We start from the raw sequence: 17,265 nt of genomic DNA, 5'->3' as shown, positions 1-17,265 counted from the left end.
CTATTCTATAGAAAGCAGGTCATACGAGATGGTTCAAGCAACTTATCGTTACGAGAAGGATTTTCTAGGTGAAAAAGAAATTCCCGCAGACGTGTATTATGGTGTTCAAACGCTTCGTGCAAAAGAGAATTTCCCCATTACAGGATATCGCATGCATGAAGAACTCATTCGAGCATTTGCCATTGTCAAAAAAGCAGCAGCTCAAGCCAACATGGAAGTCGGACGTTTATATGAAGGAATTGGAAATGCGATCGTTCAAGCTTCAGATGAAGTCATTGAAGGCAAATTCCATGAATATTTCATCGTAGACCCGATTCAAGGCGGCGCAGGAACGTCTATGAATATGAATGCCAATGAGGTCATTGGAAACAGAGCCCTCGAGATCATGGGACATCAAAAGGGCGAATACATTCATTTAAGTCCAAACACACATGTGAACATGTCACAATCGACAAATGATTCGTTCCCAACGGCGATCCATATTGCAGTGCTCAAGCAGTTAGACATTTTACTTGAGACGATGCAGGCCATGCATGACGTATTTCAAAAGAAAGCAAAAGAATTCGATCATGTCATCAAAATGGGGCGTACTCATTTACAAGACGCTGTTCCGATCCGTTTAGGACAAGAGTTTGAAGCATACAGCCGTGTGCTGAGCCGTGATATTAAACGAATCAACCAATCAAAACAGCATTTATATGAAGTAAATATGGGTGCGACCGCTGTTGGGACAGGCCTCAATGCAGATCCTCGCTACATCGAAATCGTCGTGAAGAAGCTTGCTGATATTTCTGGACTGCCATTAGTAGGAGCAGAGCACCTCGTAGATGCGACGCAAAATACAGATGCATACACAGAAGTATCTGCTGCCTTAAAAGTATGCATGATGAACATGTCTAAAATTGCGAATGACCTTCGCTTAATGGCATCTGGCCCACGTGCAGGTCTTGCTGAGATTGCATTGCCAGCCCGTCAGCCGGGATCATCCATTATGCCTGGAAAAGTCAATCCAGTCATGGCAGAGCTCATTAACCAAATCGCATTCCAGGTCATTGGGAACGACCACACCATTTGTCTTGCTTCTGAAGCAGGCCAGCTTGAGTTAAATGTGATGGAGCCTGTTCTGGTCTTTAACTTGCTTCAATCTATTAGTATAATGAATAACGGATTCCGCTCATTCACAGATCACTGTTTAGCGGACATCGAAGCAAATGAAAAACGTTTGAAAGAATATGTCGAAAAAAGTGCAGGTGTCATTACTGCGGTAAACCCTCACTTAGGCTATGAAGCCGCGGCTAGAATCGCAAGGGAAGCCATTTTAACAGGACAATCGATCAGAGATCTTTGCCTGCAAAATGATGTGTTAACAGAAGAAGAACTTGATATTATCTTGAATCCATTCGAGATGACAAAGCCTGGCATTGCCGGTGCAGAGCTCCTAGAGCGATAATAATATCAAAAATTTTATTTTATTAATATGTGGAATTGCCTGTGAAATAGAGAAAAACAGGCAATTCACTTTCTTTCGAATTGACACACTTTTTTCACAATATTTTGAAAACGCTTAACGCACGCACAAAGGGAGGAAACAAAATGAAAACACCACGTCTACCGTCTATTTTAGAAGTCGTGTCTGTACTTGGCTTATTTTTAGCAATTGTTTTATCATTTACTCTTTACTTCAAACTAGATATTCAGCTCGCATTGTTCATCTCATGGTTTATGGTTATTGCTTTAGGGATTCGTTTAGGGCATTCATACAAAGATCTTCAAAATGCGATTACAAAAGGGATATCGAATGGTTTAGAGGCTGTTTTAATCTTAATTGCAGTAGGTGCACTTGTTGGTACATGGATTGCCGGCGGTGTTGTACCCACGTTAATTTATTACGGACTGGAATTTATTCATCCTAATATCTTCTTATTAGCTACACTTGTCATCTGTGCGATTATGTCCGTTGCAACAGGAACCTCTTGGGGTACAGTTGGAACAGCAGGGATTGCGATGATCGCAATTGGTGAAGGATTGGGTATCCCATTACCGATCGTAGCTGGGGCTGTTTTATCTGGTGCTTATTTTGGTGATAAATTATCTCCTTTATCTGATAGTACTGTGCTCGCTTCCTCTCTTTCAAAAGTGGACGTGCTGGCGCATGTAAGAGCCATGATGGTCTTATCCATACCAGCCTTTGTGATTACAGCGATTATGTTTACGGTTACAGGTTTTATGTATGGCGGACGCAACATTGATCAAGGTAAAGTAGAATTTTTGAAAAATGCCCTTCAAGATACATTCACAATCAACATTTGGATGATCATCCCAGCAGTAGTGGTTGTATTACTGCTCGTATTTAAGAAACCTTCAATGCCTGTTATCGCTATTGGTGCCCTTCTTGGTGCAGTCTGGGCAATGGCATTCCAAGGAATGAACCCGGCAGATGCGCTTGGAACAGCTTATAATGGCTTTTCTATTAATTCAGATGTAGATTTCTTAAATACGCTGTTAAATCGTGGCGGTATTGTGAATATGCTTGGATCGCTAGTGGTCATTATTCTCGGACTTGGTTTTGGTGGCGTACTTGAATATCTCGGCGTCTTAAAAGTAATTGTCGCTACTTTCGAGAAGAAATTATATAATGCAGGAAATGTAACCCTATCTACACTTGTTGTTGCATTCTTCGCAAATATCTTCGGCTGTGCGATGTACGTTTCATTAATTCTTACACCGAAAATTATGGAAAAAAGCTATGATAAATTGAAAATAGACAGACGCGTTCTATCTAGAAACGCTGAAGTCGGTGGAACAATGACGTCTGGTATGGTTCCGTGGTCAGATAACGGAATTTACATGGCAGGGATTCTAGGCGTCTCGACATTCTCTTATTTACCATTTATGTGGTTGAGCTTTGTTGCCATTGGTCTTGCCATTATCTACGGATATACAGGGAAATTCATTTGGTACGTCAAAAATCAACAAGACTCAGAAGAATCGGCATCATAAGCCGCTGCAAAAGCCGCCCCTCCCCCGGGCGGCTTTTGTTTGTCCTAGGACCGTAAGACTATGTGTGTTTCCAGAAGGGTGGTTGTGTATTTTGACCCCCTATAAAAGAGGGCTTAAGGTGTGGTGTGAAGCAGATTGAAAGCATATTTATACCATAAAAAGGGCACAAATCCCTATTCAAACATGAGTCTTTGAACCTTATAATAACAATATTGGAAAAAGTGCGATTCACCATTACGCTCGTTTAGAGGGACTCTAAGCAGCGTTTTTATTTTTGACAGGAGGAGGAACCCATATGAGCTTATCGGATATGCTGTCTGCCCTTAACGGTGGCATTTCAAATAAAAAGGCAGAGATCGAAGAGAAAATTGCTCGACTCAAAAAAGCAAAAAGTAAGGTTGAACGTGAACAAGATGCCGCAGAAACAGACCTAAAACAAATCAAGCAGCCAAAGCTTGGGGCCTCTTGGAAAGGTGAGCGGAGCCAAGATTTCAAATCAGAGCGAAATGAAGCGCATGATGCGCTGCAAACGATCGTAAGCGATAAATACCCACGCTACGTGAGCCGAATCGAATTCAAAATCAGTACACTAGAAGCAGAGCAGGCTGCCTTATCCTTTGCCAGCTCTTTAGCTGGAGATGCCGCACGTTTGGCTGAAAAAGGAGAAGACGCAGTAGAAGACGCAAAACGCTTGATCTCAAAAGCATGGAGCAGCTTGTAAGCGAGCTTCATGCTGAACAAACCTGGAGGATATCATAATGGGACAAATTAAGTTAAACTACCAAACAGTGATGGATAAACTAGATGAAGTCTCCCAAGCAGTTGAAGCTTTAACAATGAAAAAAGCAGCAGATAAAGCTGGTGAAAACAGCCTTGAATTTGTAACCAAATGGACGTCACGTGAAGCAGAGGTGGGCGAAATGGTCTCAAGCTTTAAAGAAGCCTTGATCAAAAACGTTCAGGATACACGCTCAAATGTGAAGACACTAAAAGAACAGGATGAAGCGATTGCGGCAAAATCATAAGCCCCAATCGTTTTATTGATAGCGTAGCTGAGTACGATGTAAAATATAGTCGTAAAGACTCATATATAATTCGGGATTTATGACCTTAGATTATTCCGTTTTTCTTCCAAACACCATGTTAAAAGGACACCTTTTCCCTATTTAAGCCTAAGGCTTTTAGCCTTATACTATACTTAATGAAAGCGAACGATAGAAATGTCAGGACTGGAAAAAGCAGATGATCTGCTCGGTTTCAAAAATGCTGACGCCGTGCTTTCTTATGAGGTCTAATAGAGGTGGATGACATGAGTTTATCCGAGATGCTGCACCATCTGCATATGGGGATTGAAAACAAACGTGCAGAATTTGACGAAATGATCTCTCGGTTAAAGACAGCCAAAAGTAATATTCGAACAGAACAAGATCTTGCGCAGTCTGACATAAAGGAAATCAAGAAGCCTGCTCTAGATTCGTCATGGAAAGGTGAGAGAGGAACGGACTTTCACCGTCATCGGAAAGAAGCCTATCACGTGCTGCACGACATTGTGAACAATGAGTATGAAACCTATATGACGGAGATAGACCAAAAAATTATGCACTTTGAGTTAAAAAAAATGGAACTCGCTGTCGCCAGTAATTTTGCAGGAAGAGCCCAAGATGTAATGGAAAAGGGCGAGGATTTTGCAAAGGATGTCAAACATTTAATTGAACGGGGCTGGAAAGCTCTTTAATAAAATAAACGAAACAGCCGGCTGAACAAGCGGCTGTTTTTTTGGTTTAGTCACATCCGCTGCTACCACCAGAATCACCACCGCAGGAGGCATCAGAAGCGTGATGTGTATACGAATCAGTATAGTTACTGGTTGTTGAACTGTGATGTGCAGAATGCTTAGAAGATGAACGCTTATCTTTTGGTGTAAACATGTGGGCGGTAATGGCGCCTAAAGTAGCTAGTATGATGATGATAACAAACATGATGTATCCCTCCTCTTGTTTCATATTCATACGTATGAGCCATAACAAAGTTCCCGGTCGGAAAGAAAAACTGGGCAAAGAGTTCTATTTTCGTTTATGATGATAGGCAAAAGTAATTGACCAAGGGAGGGGAGTCTATGTTATCTCTACGTCAGGAGGAGCTGTTGAGGCGGTTAATGCAGGCAGAGCAGGAGCTGACAGGTGAAGAAATTGCACGCCTGATAGGCGTCACATCACGAACAGTTCGAACAGATATGAAAGCGCTTAAATCAATATTAGAAGCACATGGGGCAACACTTCATATGAAACGTGGAGCAGGGTATACATTGACTGTCGAAGATTATGGAGCATTTCGTACTTTTTTGAAAAACTCAATGAGAGAAAGAAATGAAAAAAAGAATCAAGTCATTCCAAATCAGCCGGAGGATCGTATCTCTTATTTATTGAGAAGGCTTTTATTGTCCGAAGACTATATGAAATTAGATGAATTGGCCGAGGAATTATTTGTGAGTGAATCTACTGTGAAAAATGACCTGAAAGCAGTCAAGCATATTTTCTCTTTACATGGCCTCTCTGTTGCACACCGTCCTAAATATGGACTGAGGCTGACTGGAGATGAAATGAAATTAAGGTATTGTCTAGCTGAGCATGTGTTTCAGCAGGAGCATCCGAATCCTGCCCTTTTACCTGAAGAAACATATCAATTGATTCAAGATATGGTGCGTTCACGTACAAAGGCAAGCGGCCTTCATGTGTCAGAGATCGGTTTAAGCAACTTAGTGACACATATCGCCATTGCGTGCAAACGAATTGAAGAGAAAAAATTGGTCATGATGCCGGAAGGAGAACTCAAAGACATTCAAACACAGCCCGCTTTTCAAGTGGCGAGGCAAATGGCAGAAGATATGCGTCACGTACTCGGTATAGATTTTCCATTATCTGAAATGGCCTATATTGCGATTCATTTAATGGGGGCAAAAATGATGGCGTATGGAGAAACGGGCCACACGCTATTTCACATGCTTGATGAAGAGCATTTCCGTTTAACTCACCAATTACTTGGTTATGTCGAAGAGCACATGTCACTTGATATTCAGACAGACAAGGAATTGATTGTGGGACTAAGTCTTCACCTGAGATCAGCGATTCATCGGTTCCGATATGATATGAACATCCGTAACCCCTATTTATCAGACATAAAAAGGCATTATCCGATTGCCTTTGAAGCGGGTGTCTATATGGGAAGATGGCTGAAGGAAAAAGAGAATGTAGAGATTCATGAAGATGAAATCGGATATTTGGCGCTGCATATTGGTGCTGCCATAGAGCGGACAAAAACTCAGACTGTGAGGAAAAAATGCTTGATTGTGTGCGCAACGGGTGTCGCGAGCAGTCAGCTTCTTCTCCATAAGCTGAAGGCCGCCTTTAGCGAAAGGCTAGAGATTGCTGGAACTGCAAGTGTCAGTGACCTTTTGTCGTATGACTTGAGAAGTATCGATTTGATCATTAGTACCATCCCGCTTCAGAACACACTACCTGTGCCAGTGATTGATGTACATACGATCCTCAGTGAAGACGATATGTCAAGGCTGAAACGATTTGTACAGGGGTCACAAGAAATGGGGGTCTTGCGATATATCAGTCCGAATATGACTTTTTTTCAGCAAGATCTACAAACAAGGGAAGAGGTTCTTCAATTTTTCGTGAATGTATTGCAGGAACAAAACCGAATCCCAAATGATTTTGAACAGCTATTGCTGGAAAGAGAGGAAGTGTCACCTACGTCGTTCGGTCATTTGGTCGCAATTCCTCACCCAATCAAACCGGCAACAGATGATACGTTTTGTGCGATCTGTACGTTGAGAAAACCAGTGCTGTGGGGCGAAGAGCGGGTACAGGTCGTCTGTTTATTAAGTATACAGAAGACGTATCAGAAAGAATTGCAGTCACTTTATCAATTTCTTGTGCGTTTGACAGAGCAGAAGGAAGTGGTGGAGCAAATCATCAAAGCGGCTTCATTTGAAGAACTGACGGCGGCGCTGCACGTGTTGGAACAGCCAGATGAAAAAAAAGGACACCCATTTCCGCATCTGTGAGGAAAAAGATTAGATGTTAATGAAAGCGCTTTTAAAATAACATCAAAAAGGAGGATGATCACGAGTTTTTGTAAAGGGGGAGACGGATCATGAGCTTTAAAGAGAGAGCGGCCGACGTCATGGGACATGTCGCTTATCGTATTACAAATCAGAAATATATTATGGCGATTAAGCAAGCATTTGTCACATTAATGCCAATCATCATTACGGGGGCTTTTGCTGTACTGGTCGCAAATATGATCATGAGCCCGGAAACGGGGCTTGCCCATTTTGAGATATTCAGGTTTTTAGCAGAGCTTCAGCCAATTATGAAGGCAATCAATTATGCCACGCTGAACTTTTTAACGATCGGGGCTGTGTTCCTCATCGGGATTGAGCTTGGGAAAATCAATGGACATAAATCATTATTCCCAGGATTAATGGCATTGATTTCATTTATATCCGTTATTCCGACGACACTTCTTCTTGAAGTCGATGGATCGATGCGTGAGGTTGTCGATGTGCTGGCGAGGCAATTCTCCGATCCAAAAAGCTTATTTTTGGGTATGATCATTGCCATCGTCTCTGTAGAGATCTTTTGTAAACTTACCGAGGTGAAGTGGCTGCAAATTAAGATGCCAGATTCTGTTCCATCAAATGTGGCGACGTCTTTTTCTTCACTTTTCCCATCAATTATTACGATTACGATCATTAGTTCATTCGGGTTTGCGTTTCACCGTGTGACAGGCATTTATTTGCATGAAGCGGTGTATAACGTCGTGCAGCGTCCGCTTGAAAGCGTTGTGCAGGGACTGCCTGGTATTTTAACGTTAATGTTTGTGGCTCAATTTTTCTGGGTGATCGGTATTCATGGCAACCAAATGATTAAACCGATCCGCGAGCCGCTGTTATTAGGATCAATAGCAGTGAATATGACAGCATTTCAAGAGGGAAAAGAGATTCCAAATATTATCACGATGCCATTTTGGGATGTGTATATGAGCATTGGTGGCTCGGGTGTGACGATTGGTCTGTTGATCGCCATTTTTATAGCGGGTAGAAGGGAAGAGATGCGTAGCATTGCCAAGCTTTCATCAGGACCTGGACTGTTTAACATCAATGAACCAGTTATTTTCGGATTACCTGTCATGTTGAACCCTGTGATGGCGATTCCGTTTATCGTTACACCACTCGTGACAGGTACGATTGGTTATATCGCAACCGCTACAGGTTTTGCCGGGAAAGCGGTGGTGATGGTGCCATGGACGACACCTCCGATTGTGAATGCTTGGCTGTCTACCGCTGGCAGTATGGGGGCTGTCATCACACAGCTCATCTGTATTGTTGTCGCTGTTTTCATCTATTTACCTTTTGTCCTCTTATCCAACCGGAAGCCAGAAGCAGCACCTGATTCAGAATAGAAGGAGGGCTCATGAATGAACATGCAATTTAGATGGTATGGCAAAGAAGATCCTGTCTCCCTTTCATATATTCGGCAAATTCCCGGCATGAAAGGGATTGTCAGTGCAGTCTATGATGTGCCGGCTGGTGATCTGTGGCCGGAGGAAAGTATTGCTCATTTAAAAGCGGAAATCGAACGTCACGATCTTGCTTTTGAAGTCGTAGAAAGTCTCCCGGTCCATGAAGATATTAAGCTGGGAAAGCCTAGCCGGGATGTTTATATCGAGCATTATCAAGAAAATATCCGCAGATTAGCAAGGCATGGTGTGAAGGTCATTTGTTATAACTTCATGCCAGTCCTTGATTGGACACGAACACAGCTCGATTTCCCACTAGCTGATCAATCGACGACCCTTGTTTATTTTCAGCATCAGCTTGAACAAATGGATATAGAAAAAGATCAACTGTCCTTACCAGGGTGGGATACGTCTTATACGCAGGAAGAAATGAGAAAGTTGATGGCTGCATACAGGGCATTGGGGGCGGAAGGGTTGTTTGAGAACCTAGACTATTTCTTGGGAAATATCCTTCCAGTTGCAGCGGAAGAGAACATGAACATGGCACTGCATCCAGATGACCCTCCTTGGAACATATTTGGTCTGCCCCGCATTGTCAGTTGTGAAGAACAAATAGATCGTATCCTTCAGCTCGATGAACGCTCACAGCATGGACTGACCTTTTGTTCCGGTTCCCTAGGCTGTAATGCGAAAAATGATGTTCCTTCACTTGCGAGAAAGTATGCCAAAAAAGGGCGTATACACTTTGCTCATTTACGCAATGTCAATTTGTATGAAAACGGTGATTTTGAAGAGTCGGCACACCTGTCGTCAGCAGGCAGCCTCGATATGGGAGCGATTGTGAACGCATTGTTTAAGGAAGGATTTGCTGGCTATGTCCGGCCAGATCATGGACGAATGATCTTTGGTGAGACGGGCAGACCTGGCTATGGATTATACGATCGAGCACTTGGAGCTATGTATTTACAAGGGATGTGGGAAGGACTTCAAATTCACACGAAGAAAGGTCAGGTGGCAACATGAACAAAATCGACATACCCAATGACTTTATTCTAGGTGCTGCGGCTTCTGCTTGGCAGACGGAGGGTTGGAAAGGGAAGAAACCGCATCAGGATTCGTATATAGACCTTTGGTATAAGGAGGGGTATCACGTATGGCACGAAGGATACGGACCAGCAGGAGCAACGAATTTTTACGAGCGCTATCCTGAAGATGTAGCCCTTATGAAGGAAATTGGGTTATCTCATTACCGGACATCGATCAATTGGTCGAGATTTCTCATAGATTACGAGAATGGAATTGTAGATGAGGCCTATGCTCGTTATATTGATGATTTCATCAATGAATTACTTGAAGCAGGTGTAGAGCCGATGTTTTGCTTAGAGCATTATGAGCTTCCGGCCGTTTTGCTTGAAAAGTACGGCGGCTGGTCATCTAAACATGTTGTCGAGCTGTTTGTTCTCTATGCAGAAAAGGTGTTTGAACGCTATGGAGACCGGGTCAAACATTGGTTTACCTTTAATGAACCAATTGTTGTTCAGACTCGTGTGTATCTAGATGCTATTCGTTATCCTTTCGAGCAAAATACGAAGAAATGGATGCAGTGGAACTATCATAAAGCCTTGGCGACAGCAAAAGTGGTGAAGCTTTTTCAGGAAATGGGCTTGAAGGAATCAGCCGGTGCAAAAATCGGGGTCATTCTCAATCCAGAAGTGACGTATGCGAGATCTACTGCTCCGCATGATCAAGAAGCGGCCCGCATGTATGATTTGTTTTTTAATCGAGTGTTCTTAGATCCCTCCATTAAAGGCGAGTATCCAGAAGAACTGCTTGATGTATTGAAAAAGCATGACATTCTTTTCGATGCAACGGAAGAAGAGCTTCAGATCATTAAAGATCATACAGTCGATGTGGTCGGTCTTAATTTATACTATCCGCATCGCGTTAAGGCACCTAGCAAGGCTTGGAACGAAAATACACCGTTTCATCCATCTTATTATTACGATCTATTTGAGCTCCCAGGGAGAAAAATGAATCCATTCAGAGGCTGGGAAATCTATCCGAATATCGTCTATGATATGGGCATGAGAATAAAAGAAGAATACGGCAATATCGAGTGGTTTGTGGCTGAAAACGGTATGGGGGTCGAGCAGGAAGAGCGGTTTAAAAACGAAGACGGCATCATTGATGATCAGTACCGAATTTCATTTATCAGCCAGCATTTGAAAAAAGCCCTTCAAGCGAAAAAAGAAGGTTCAAACTGCAAGGGATATATGCTCTGGGCTTTTACGGATAATGTCTCGCCGATGAATGCATTCAAGAATCGCTACGGATTAGTAGAGATCCAACTGGAGAATGAACGGAATCGTCAGATGAAAGCGTCAGGATACTGGTTCAAAACATTAATCCAAACGAGGAAATTAAGGGATGAACCAGATGTCATTTATCAATAGGAGTGATGGGATATGAAGCGAATCATTCTCGCTTGTGCAGCAGGAATGTCGACGTCGATTGTGGTATCTAAAATGAAGGCAGCCGCAGAAGGAAAAGGGCTGGATTATGAAATTTATGCGATACCTGAAGGGGCCATTGCGGATGAATTAGAAGAGCATGGGAACGATGTAAAGGTCATTTTGCTAGGACCGCAAGTTAGCTTTATGAGAAAGGCAGCAGAAAAAAAAGCGGCACCTTATCATATACCTGTCGATGTGGTAAATGTCAGATTATATGGAACAGCGAATGGAGAAAAAATTCTAGAACATGCACTGAAACTAGCAAATGAATATTGAGCAATCGGAGGAGAAGCAGATGACGGTATTAGAGGAAATGCAGGGAGCAGCCTTTCAAATCATTGCCCATGCAGGTGAGGCACGAAGCCATTATGTAGAAGCCATTCGTCTAGCAAGAGCGGATGACTTTGAAGCAGCACAGCAGTTGATTGAAAAAGGGGAGGAAGCGTTTCGAAGCATCCATGACCTGCACTTGTCGCTGATACAAAAAGAGGCGGCAGGGGAACAGCTTCCCTTTTCTTTACTGCTCATACATGCAGAAGACCAAATGCTCACAACAGAGACCATCCATCTGCTTGCCATTGAAATGATCGAAATGTGTAAAAAAATGAATACCCTGTCAAAATAGATATCAGTTATTAACCAATTTCTGTTATAATCATTCGGTAGATAAAGAGAAAGCAGGATTGGTGAATGAAAAAAACATGTATGTGGCTTGCAGTTGGTTTAGTCATGCTGCTCATTTCGGGCTGTATGGGTGCGAAACAGCAAACAGAAGGAAACCAGCAAGCCATCAAAGAGGTAAAGGGTCAAGTACAAACGAAAGAAACAACAGAAACGCAGCAAATTGAAGCGGCAGAGATAGACAAACAAAACTGGATTCAGCAAAAGGAACCCGTTGCGCTTCCAATCTTGATGTATCACAGTATTTCCAGTGGTAATTCGTTACGTGTGCCAAAAAGCGAATTTGCGGCTCATATGAAATGGCTGAAAGACAACGGCTATGTCACGCTGTCGCCGAAAGAGGCATATCAAGTTCTCGCGACCAATTCGACACCAAGTGAAAAGTATGTTCTTATCACATTTGACGATGGATATACGGATAACTACACAAAGGCATTTCCGATTTTAAAGGAATATGGAATGAAAGCCACGATTTTTATGATCGAGCAGTCCATTGGCCGTCCGCATCATTTAACCGATGCTCAAATGGATGATATGATGGCGCATGGTATTTCAATAGAGAGTCACACCATTCATCATTTAGAACTCAATCGTTTAACACAGAAGCAGCAGGAAGAAGAATTAAAAGGATCGAAGGTATTCTTTGACCAGCGGTTTTCTCAACAAACGATCATGGTCAGCTATCCGGTCGGTCGCTATAACGAAGACACACTGAAGCTGGCGAAGGAAGCAGGATATGAAATGGCTGTGACCACTGAACCAGGACATGCGAAAAAGGAACAAGGCATGATGTCCTTACACCGCCTTCGCATTTCACCAGGACTTTCACCCGAAAGCTTCGGCAGGCTGATAGAGGGAAATTGATCAATATTAGATCACAGATGTTTCACATGAAACATTTTACGACACGTTTCGTGGAGATGATTTGTGGATCGACAACATCATCGGGCTTGAGTACACATCTAGGTATATTCTTCAGACGTGAACGTCACACATAATGTTTTTTAAATGATGTGAAAAGGGAGAGAGCAAAGATGTCAAATTTTCTTGGAATTGATCATGTCCAGTTAGCTGCCCCAAAGGGGAGTGAAGAGAAGGCACGTTTGTTTTTTGGGGAGATTCTAGGAATGAAGGAAATACCTAAGCCTGTTCACCTAGCAAAACGTGGTGGTGTTTGGTTTCAGTGTGGCAATCAACAGCTTCACATTGGCATTGAAGATCAGTTTCAAGCAGCGAAAAAAGCTCATCCAGCTTTTCAAGTAAAAAAATTATCAAATTTAAAAGAGACATTAATGAAACATCATATTCTTATAAAGGAAGATCAGCCGTTAGATGGAGCCATCAGGTTTTATGTAGATGATCCATTTGGAAATCGAATTGAATTTTTAGAGAGACTGTAGAAAATAAATCTTGTGAGAAACAATAAGGATGTCGAGAAAATCTCGACATCCTTATTTTATGAAAGTAGGTTATTGATAAACAGGATAACCCGTTATCTTTATATCTTTTCCGAGTGGTTCAAGAGAGAGTTGATCCAGTTCAATTGCATCACTCATGAGGCGTATGCCTTCGCCTCCGAAAAAAGAAGGAGAGAGTCGACCGCCAATGAGCTTGGGCGCCATGTAGATGACGAGTTTATCGACAAGCTGCTGTTCTAAAAATGAGGCATTGATTTGTCCGCCGCCTTCAATCATCAGGGAGGAGATATTTCTTTCTCCAAGCACTTGAAGTACTTCTTGTAAGGGCACTCGGATATCGCTATCCGTCATGATGACGCTGACGCCAGCTGCTTCTAAAGCGGCTCGTTTTTCTTCATTGGCTTGTTTTGTTGTAAAGATCCATGTTGGCGCCATTTGATCTGTGACCACCTTTGCTGTCAGCGGGATAGACAGCTTAGAGTCTAAGACAATTCGAATTGGATGATGACCGTTTGGAATCCGTGCTGTTAATGAAGGATCGTCGTGAATGACGGTTTGCGCACCGACCAAGATGGCATCGTTGATACTGCGAATGTGATGTGCATCATAACGGGACGTCTCTGATGTAATCCACTTGCTGTCAGACGTAGCAGATGCAATTTTTCCGTCTAACGTAATGCCCGCTTTGAGCGTCACGAAAGGTGTTTTTTTCGTAATAAAGTGATTAAATACTTCATTCATCAGAATGGATTCCTGTTCAAGTACGCCCGTGATAACTTGTATGCCAGCGTCTTGTAAAATGGCAATCCCGCGGCCAGCGACCAGCGGATTCGGATCAAGTGCCGCCACGACAACAGTTTCGACGCCAGCTTTCACAAGTGCTTCAGCGCATGGGCCTGTGCGGCCATGGTGGGAACAAGGCTCTAGTGTCACATAGATCGTGGCACCTTTTGCCTTATCTCCAGCCATTTTGAGCGCATGGATTTCTGCATGTGGTTCGCCGGCCTTCATATGCGCCCCGACCCCAACAATTTCATTTTCTCGCACAATCACAGCCCCGACGAGCGGATTGGGAGATGTCTGACCTTTCATTGCTTCGGCATTTTTAAGGGCTAGTTTCATATATCGCTCATGATGTGGCAATCGTACGCACCTCTTGATCCGCCTTCATATGGCCTGAGCGGTTAATTTTTGTCTGCAAGTATTTTTCATTGAACTCAGAGACATCACCCCAAAGAGGAATCCGTCCAGAAAGAGAAAGGCCTGCATGACTGATAGCATCGGTCTTTTTCGGATTATTGGTAATAAGTCTGACTGGCTTTGTACGCAACGTTTGAAGAACAGCAATCGCTTCTTCATATTGACGTGTATCATCTTCAAAGCCTAGTGCTTCGTTTGCTTCTACTGTATCGTAGCCGTTTTCTTGCAAGATGTAGGCCATGGCTTTACTGAAAAGACCGATCCCGCGTCCTTCATGGTTGGCTAAATAAAACAGTGCGCCTGCTCCATTGTCCTCAATCATCCGCATAGACTGTTTCAATTGGAACCCGCAATCGCAGCGTTTGCTTCCGAAAATATCGCCGGTGTGGCAGATGGAATGCATGCGGATCAGCGCTTCATCAGCATGTTCGAAATCTCCGTAAACAAGGACACTTGATTGCTGGTGATCTGCAAGCTCACGGGAGGAAAGGCTTTCGATTAAAGCTTCATCTGATAATGGTTCTTTCCCGTCATCTTTTAACCATGAATACCAGTTAAACATGACCGTTCTACCGTCTAAATTCACTGGCAGTTTAATAGGTCCAGTGATATATATAAATCCGTCTTCTTGCTGTACTCGTTTGATTTTATCTTTTAAAATGGCTGTTTTAACCTCTGTGTGTTTGTCCATATTCTGCACCTTCTTTTTTGTCTGTTTCTTCAATCTGTAAACGAACGAGAACGCCAAATGGATCAATAAATTCGTTACTTTTTCCTGTCGTGTTCATGTGAACGCCTGCTTTTGTCAGACGTTCGACGACGGATGTTCTATCGTCTTCTTTTGGGAAAACCAGTGTATAGCTTCTAATTCCTGAAAAACGTGGATCAATGGCTCCTTTTCTCCCGCGTCCCCATGCATTAAAGGCAAGGTGGTGATGATAGACGCCACCAGCAACGAATAAGCTGGCTGGGGGAGCCATTCGGATATGAAAACCGAGCGTGTTCACATAAAAGGAATCGGCTTCTTCTGGGTTGAGATGGAAATGCAAGTGTCCCATGACTGTACCAGCCGGGAGTCCTTCCCAGGTGGAATCAGCGGCTTCTTGCAGGAGACCATCTCCATCAAGCGGAGCATTTCCGCCACCTTTCAGCTCTCCATGCTCACCTACCCATATGTCCTGAGGACGATCAGCATAAATCTCAACGCCGATGCCATCTGGATCACTTAAATAAATGGCTTCACTGAAAAAGTGATCGCTTGCTCCAATTAAAGGATAGCCTTTTTTGAGCACATGCGCCAGCCATGTGCCCAGGTTTTTTCTGGTAGGTAATAAAACCGCAAAATGATAAAGTCCTGGCTCATGATCCGGCTTCTCTTTCAGCTGCACATCTTCTTTCAGCACAAGGATTGGTTCCTTTGCGTTGCTGCCAAGCGTGACAGTAGAATCCGTCTGTTCTAATAAAGTAAAACCTAAAATGTCTGTATAAAAAGGCAAAGAACGCTCAAAGCTGGACACATGTAATTCTGTTACACCTAATCTTACCTGCTCTATTGTATTCAAAGCTCGGTCATCTCCTTCATGTTATATGCATCTGCATGTTCAATGGTTTATTGAAAATTGATAAAATGATTACCTTGTTACTTTTAGTAACTAAACTATATAATAGTTAGTGACTTATTTCAAGTAATTAATTATGTTATAATGAAAAAAAGTAGAGAAAAGCAGGAGGGAGTAAAGTATGGCTCAAGTAGATGGCTGCCCAATTACAGATGCCATGGAGATTTTAGGGAAGAAGTGGGTGATTCTGATCATCAATCAGCTTTTGACAGGGCCAAAACGTTTTTGTCAGCTAGAAAATGAAATGAACATCAGCGGACGGTTATTATCAGAAAGGCTGAAAGATTTAGAAGCTGAAGGCCTTGTTGAGAAAAAAGTATATCCCGACATTCCCGTGCGGATTGAATATGAACTAACAGAACAAGGAAAGAAAATTGAACCAGTCATACGGGAAATGTATGCTTGGTCTTTAGAGCGCAAAAATAGTGAAAAGGGTGAACATGTCCCTTCTTAATCGATTTCGATCAGTGTCCCTGATCGATTTTTTTTGTGATTTTCCAGAAATCTAAGTCAATAGTATGAAAAATGATGTTGACAATAATTTCATTCATCATATAATATCAAGGAGAAGAGGGTTCTTTTCCCTGTAATGGAATGGGGAGGTTATGCCATGGTATCATGAATGGGACAGATTACCTAAACCGTGTATCACTACATCATGTAGCAACAGACATCTTTGACTTGTCGAAAGCAAAGATTTATTTTTTTAACTCAATTGATAATGATTATCATAATCATTTATGAGTGTGATTCATACGCTGATAAAGGTTATTTTTTTTATTGTCTATTGAGAATAATTATCAATATCAATTAGGAGGATATATATGAAATCACTTCGTTCAGCATCACACGTCTTATTATTCTTTAGCTTTGTTCTATTGTTTGCTCTAGCCCCGGTTAGCTCTGCCTCAGCAGCAGGTTTAGCAGATGGTCAATATTCAGCACAATATGTGGTATGGAAAGCAGACAGTGATTCAACGTCAACAGCAAATACGTATTTTGAAAAACCAGCTAAGCTTGTTGTGAAGGACGGAAAAATCAAAGCGCAAGTCACGTTAACGAACAGCTCTTGGATTACAAGCTTTAAAACATTGGATCAAGGTGTCTACAAAGATGCGAAGGTGATCAGTACAAACACAGCTGCTAATAAGAGAACGGTAGAGTTCAATGTCAACAGCCTGACAGATGTTGTACCAGCAAAAGTGAGTGTGACTGTACCGGTCATTGGATATACAGGCAATTACGATATTCGCGTCAAGTTTGATGCAGCAACTGTTCAATAAAAAGGGAGGAAATTCATTT

At 42.5% G+C, this 17,265-nt stretch carries 19 protein-coding genes; 15 read left to right on the top strand and 4 right to left on the bottom strand.

Annotated elements, in window-relative coordinates:
* Positions 1–28 precede the first annotated feature (28 nt).
* The 5 genes from aspA to NSQ70_RS17940 all read left to right on the top strand — a co-directional run bounded on the left by aspA (position 29) and on the right by NSQ70_RS17940 (position 4,735).
* Positions 29–1,450 carry an aspartate ammonia-lyase gene (aspA, locus tag NSQ70_RS17960; RefSeq protein ID WP_045033751.1) on the top strand — a complete coding sequence of 474 codons (1,422 nt, stop codon included), beginning with the start codon at positions 29–31 and terminating at the stop codon, positions 1,448–1,450.
* 143 nt (positions 1,451–1,593) lie between these two features.
* Positions 1,594–3,000, top strand: a complete 1,407-nt coding sequence (nhaC, locus tag NSQ70_RS17955; RefSeq protein WP_041507995.1) for a Na+/H+ antiporter NhaC — start codon at positions 1,594–1,596, stop codon at positions 2,998–3,000.
* A gap of 295 nt (positions 3,001–3,295) precedes the next feature.
* Positions 3,296–3,721 (top strand): DUF5082 family protein, encoded by a 426-nt coding sequence (locus NSQ70_RS17950; protein WP_008345637.1) that lies wholly within the window; start codon positions 3,296–3,298, stop codon positions 3,719–3,721.
* Positions 3,722–3,758: 37 nt separating this feature from the next.
* A complete protein-coding gene (locus NSQ70_RS17945; protein WP_039165060.1) occupies positions 3,759–4,025 on the top strand; it encodes a YwqI/YxiC family protein in 267 nt (88 codons plus the stop codon).
* Between the two features lie 284 nt (positions 4,026–4,309).
* Positions 4,310–4,735 carry a DUF5082 family protein gene (locus tag NSQ70_RS17940; protein ID WP_024719536.1) on the top strand — a complete coding sequence of 142 codons (426 nt, stop codon included), beginning with the start codon at positions 4,310–4,312 and terminating at the stop codon, positions 4,733–4,735.
* 46 nt (positions 4,736–4,781) lie between these two features.
* Here NSQ70_RS17940 and NSQ70_RS17935 read toward each other — a convergent pair whose 3' ends face one another.
* Positions 4,782–4,979, bottom strand: a complete 198-nt coding sequence (locus tag NSQ70_RS17935; protein WP_039165063.1) for a hypothetical protein — start codon at positions 4,977–4,979, stop codon at positions 4,782–4,784.
* A 137-nt stretch (positions 4,980–5,116) separates the two neighbouring features.
* Between NSQ70_RS17935 and NSQ70_RS17930 the strand changes: the two genes are divergently transcribed.
* The 8 genes from NSQ70_RS17930 (at position 5,117) to NSQ70_RS17895 (ending at position 13,126) form a co-directional block, all read left to right on the top strand.
* The gene (locus tag NSQ70_RS17930; protein ID WP_282746111.1) at positions 5,117–7,075 is read left to right on the top strand and encodes a BglG family transcription antiterminator; all 1,959 of its coding nucleotides are present in this window, start codon (positions 5,117–5,119) and stop codon (positions 7,073–7,075) included.
* Between the two features lie 89 nt (positions 7,076–7,164).
* Positions 7,165–8,475, top strand: coding sequence for a PTS transporter subunit EIIC (locus tag NSQ70_RS17925; protein WP_024719533.1), 1,311 nt, complete (start codon positions 7,165–7,167; stop codon positions 8,473–8,475).
* Positions 8,476–8,490: 15 nt separating this feature from the next.
* Entirely contained in the window at positions 8,491–9,555 is a 1,065-nt protein-coding gene (gene uxuA, locus NSQ70_RS17920; RefSeq protein WP_039165070.1) for a mannonate dehydratase, read from the top strand.
* On the top strand, positions 9,552–10,985 hold the full coding sequence (locus tag NSQ70_RS17915; protein ID WP_039165072.1) for a glycoside hydrolase family 1 protein: 1,434 nt from the start codon (positions 9,552–9,554) through the stop codon (positions 10,983–10,985). The genes uxuA and NSQ70_RS17915 overlap by 4 nt, the downstream gene beginning before the upstream one ends.
* Before the next feature lie 12 nt (positions 10,986–10,997).
* Positions 10,998–11,321 carry a PTS sugar transporter subunit IIB gene (locus NSQ70_RS17910; RefSeq protein ID WP_342502325.1) on the top strand — a complete coding sequence of 108 codons (324 nt, stop codon included), beginning with the start codon at positions 10,998–11,000 and terminating at the stop codon, positions 11,319–11,321.
* 19 nt (positions 11,322–11,340) lie between these two features.
* Positions 11,341–11,670, top strand: a complete 330-nt coding sequence (locus tag NSQ70_RS17905) for a PTS lactose/cellobiose transporter subunit IIA (protein WP_008345614.1) — start codon at positions 11,341–11,343, stop codon at positions 11,668–11,670.
* 65 nt (positions 11,671–11,735) lie between these two features.
* Entirely contained in the window at positions 11,736–12,590 is an 855-nt protein-coding gene (locus NSQ70_RS17900; RefSeq protein WP_178897457.1) for a polysaccharide deacetylase family protein, read from the top strand.
* A gap of 170 nt (positions 12,591–12,760) precedes the next feature.
* Positions 12,761–13,126, top strand: a complete 366-nt coding sequence (locus NSQ70_RS17895; RefSeq protein ID WP_024719529.1) for a VOC family protein — start codon at positions 12,761–12,763, stop codon at positions 13,124–13,126.
* A gap of 69 nt (positions 13,127–13,195) precedes the next feature.
* Here NSQ70_RS17895 and ribD read toward each other — a convergent pair whose 3' ends face one another.
* Genes ribD through NSQ70_RS17880 form a run of 3 tightly spaced genes read right to left on the bottom strand, consistent with a single transcriptional unit; the run spans position 13,196 to position 15,906 of the window.
* Entirely contained in the window at positions 13,196–14,287 is a 1,092-nt protein-coding gene (gene ribD / locus NSQ70_RS17890; protein ID WP_268361254.1) for a bifunctional diaminohydroxyphosphoribosylaminopyrimidine deaminase/5-amino-6-(5-phosphoribosylamino)uracil reductase RibD, read from the bottom strand.
* Complete coding sequence (locus NSQ70_RS17885) at positions 14,274–15,035, bottom strand: GTP cyclohydrolase II (RefSeq protein ID WP_008345606.1); 762 nt, start codon at positions 15,033–15,035, stop codon at positions 14,274–14,276. The genes ribD and NSQ70_RS17885 overlap by 14 nt, the downstream gene beginning before the upstream one ends.
* Positions 15,013–15,906 (bottom strand): VOC family protein, encoded by an 894-nt coding sequence (locus NSQ70_RS17880; RefSeq protein ID WP_096882044.1) that lies wholly within the window; start codon positions 15,904–15,906, stop codon positions 15,013–15,015. The genes NSQ70_RS17885 and NSQ70_RS17880 overlap by 23 nt, the downstream gene beginning before the upstream one ends.
* A 178-nt stretch (positions 15,907–16,084) precedes the next feature.
* Between NSQ70_RS17880 and NSQ70_RS17875 the strand changes: the two genes are divergently transcribed.
* Entirely contained in the window at positions 16,085–16,417 is a 333-nt protein-coding gene (locus tag NSQ70_RS17875) for a helix-turn-helix domain-containing protein (RefSeq protein WP_007497926.1), read from the top strand.
* A gap of 370 nt (positions 16,418–16,787) precedes the next feature.
* On the top strand, positions 16,788–17,246 hold the full coding sequence (locus NSQ70_RS17870; protein ID WP_007497924.1) for an NEAT domain-containing protein: 459 nt from the start codon (positions 16,788–16,790) through the stop codon (positions 17,244–17,246).
* Positions 17,247–17,265 lie beyond the last annotated feature (19 nt).

The organism is Bacillus sp. FSL R5-0397 (genome assembly GCF_038593395.1).
GTDB classification, from domain to species: Bacteria; Bacillota; Bacilli; order Bacillales; family Bacillaceae; genus Bacillus; species Bacillus altitudinis.
This window is presented reverse-complemented; position numbering and strand designations above follow the sequence as displayed.

Coding starts and splice junctions, on each gene's coding strand:
- NSQ70_RS17925 (WP_024719533.1), top strand. CDS start 7,165: ATGAGCTTTAAAGAGAGAGCGGCCGACGTCATGGGACATGTCGCTTAT.
- NSQ70_RS17930 (WP_282746111.1), top strand. CDS start 5,117: ATGTTATCTCTACGTCAGGAGGAGCTGTTGAGGCGGTTAATGCAGGCA.
- aspA (WP_045033751.1), top strand. CDS start 29: ATGGTTCAAGCAACTTATCGTTACGAGAAGGATTTTCTAGGTGAAAAA.
- uxuA (WP_039165070.1), top strand. CDS start 8,491: ATGAACATGCAATTTAGATGGTATGGCAAAGAAGATCCTGTCTCCCTT.
- NSQ70_RS17875 (WP_007497926.1), top strand. CDS start 16,085: ATGGCTCAAGTAGATGGCTGCCCAATTACAGATGCCATGGAGATTTTA.
- nhaC (WP_041507995.1), top strand. CDS start 1,594: ATGAAAACACCACGTCTACCGTCTATTTTAGAAGTCGTGTCTGTACTT.
- NSQ70_RS17885 (WP_008345606.1), bottom strand. CDS start 15,035: ATGGACAAACACACAGAGGTTAAAACAGCCATTTTAAAAGATAAAATC.
- NSQ70_RS17950 (WP_008345637.1), top strand. CDS start 3,296: ATGAGCTTATCGGATATGCTGTCTGCCCTTAACGGTGGCATTTCAAAT.
- NSQ70_RS17935 (WP_039165063.1), bottom strand. CDS start 4,979: ATGTTTGTTATCATCATCATACTAGCTACTTTAGGCGCCATTACCGCC.
- NSQ70_RS17905 (WP_008345614.1), top strand. CDS start 11,341: ATGACGGTATTAGAGGAAATGCAGGGAGCAGCCTTTCAAATCATTGCC.
- NSQ70_RS17940 (WP_024719536.1), top strand. CDS start 4,310: ATGAGTTTATCCGAGATGCTGCACCATCTGCATATGGGGATTGAAAAC.
- NSQ70_RS17900 (WP_178897457.1), top strand. CDS start 11,736: ATGAAAAAAACATGTATGTGGCTTGCAGTTGGTTTAGTCATGCTGCTC.
- NSQ70_RS17870 (WP_007497924.1), top strand. CDS start 16,788: ATGAAATCACTTCGTTCAGCATCACACGTCTTATTATTCTTTAGCTTT.
- NSQ70_RS17945 (WP_039165060.1), top strand. CDS start 3,759: ATGGGACAAATTAAGTTAAACTACCAAACAGTGATGGATAAACTAGAT.
- NSQ70_RS17895 (WP_024719529.1), top strand. CDS start 12,761: ATGTCAAATTTTCTTGGAATTGATCATGTCCAGTTAGCTGCCCCAAAG.
- NSQ70_RS17910 (WP_342502325.1), top strand. CDS start 10,998: ATGAAGCGAATCATTCTCGCTTGTGCAGCAGGAATGTCGACGTCGATT.
- NSQ70_RS17915 (WP_039165072.1), top strand. CDS start 9,552: ATGAACAAAATCGACATACCCAATGACTTTATTCTAGGTGCTGCGGCT.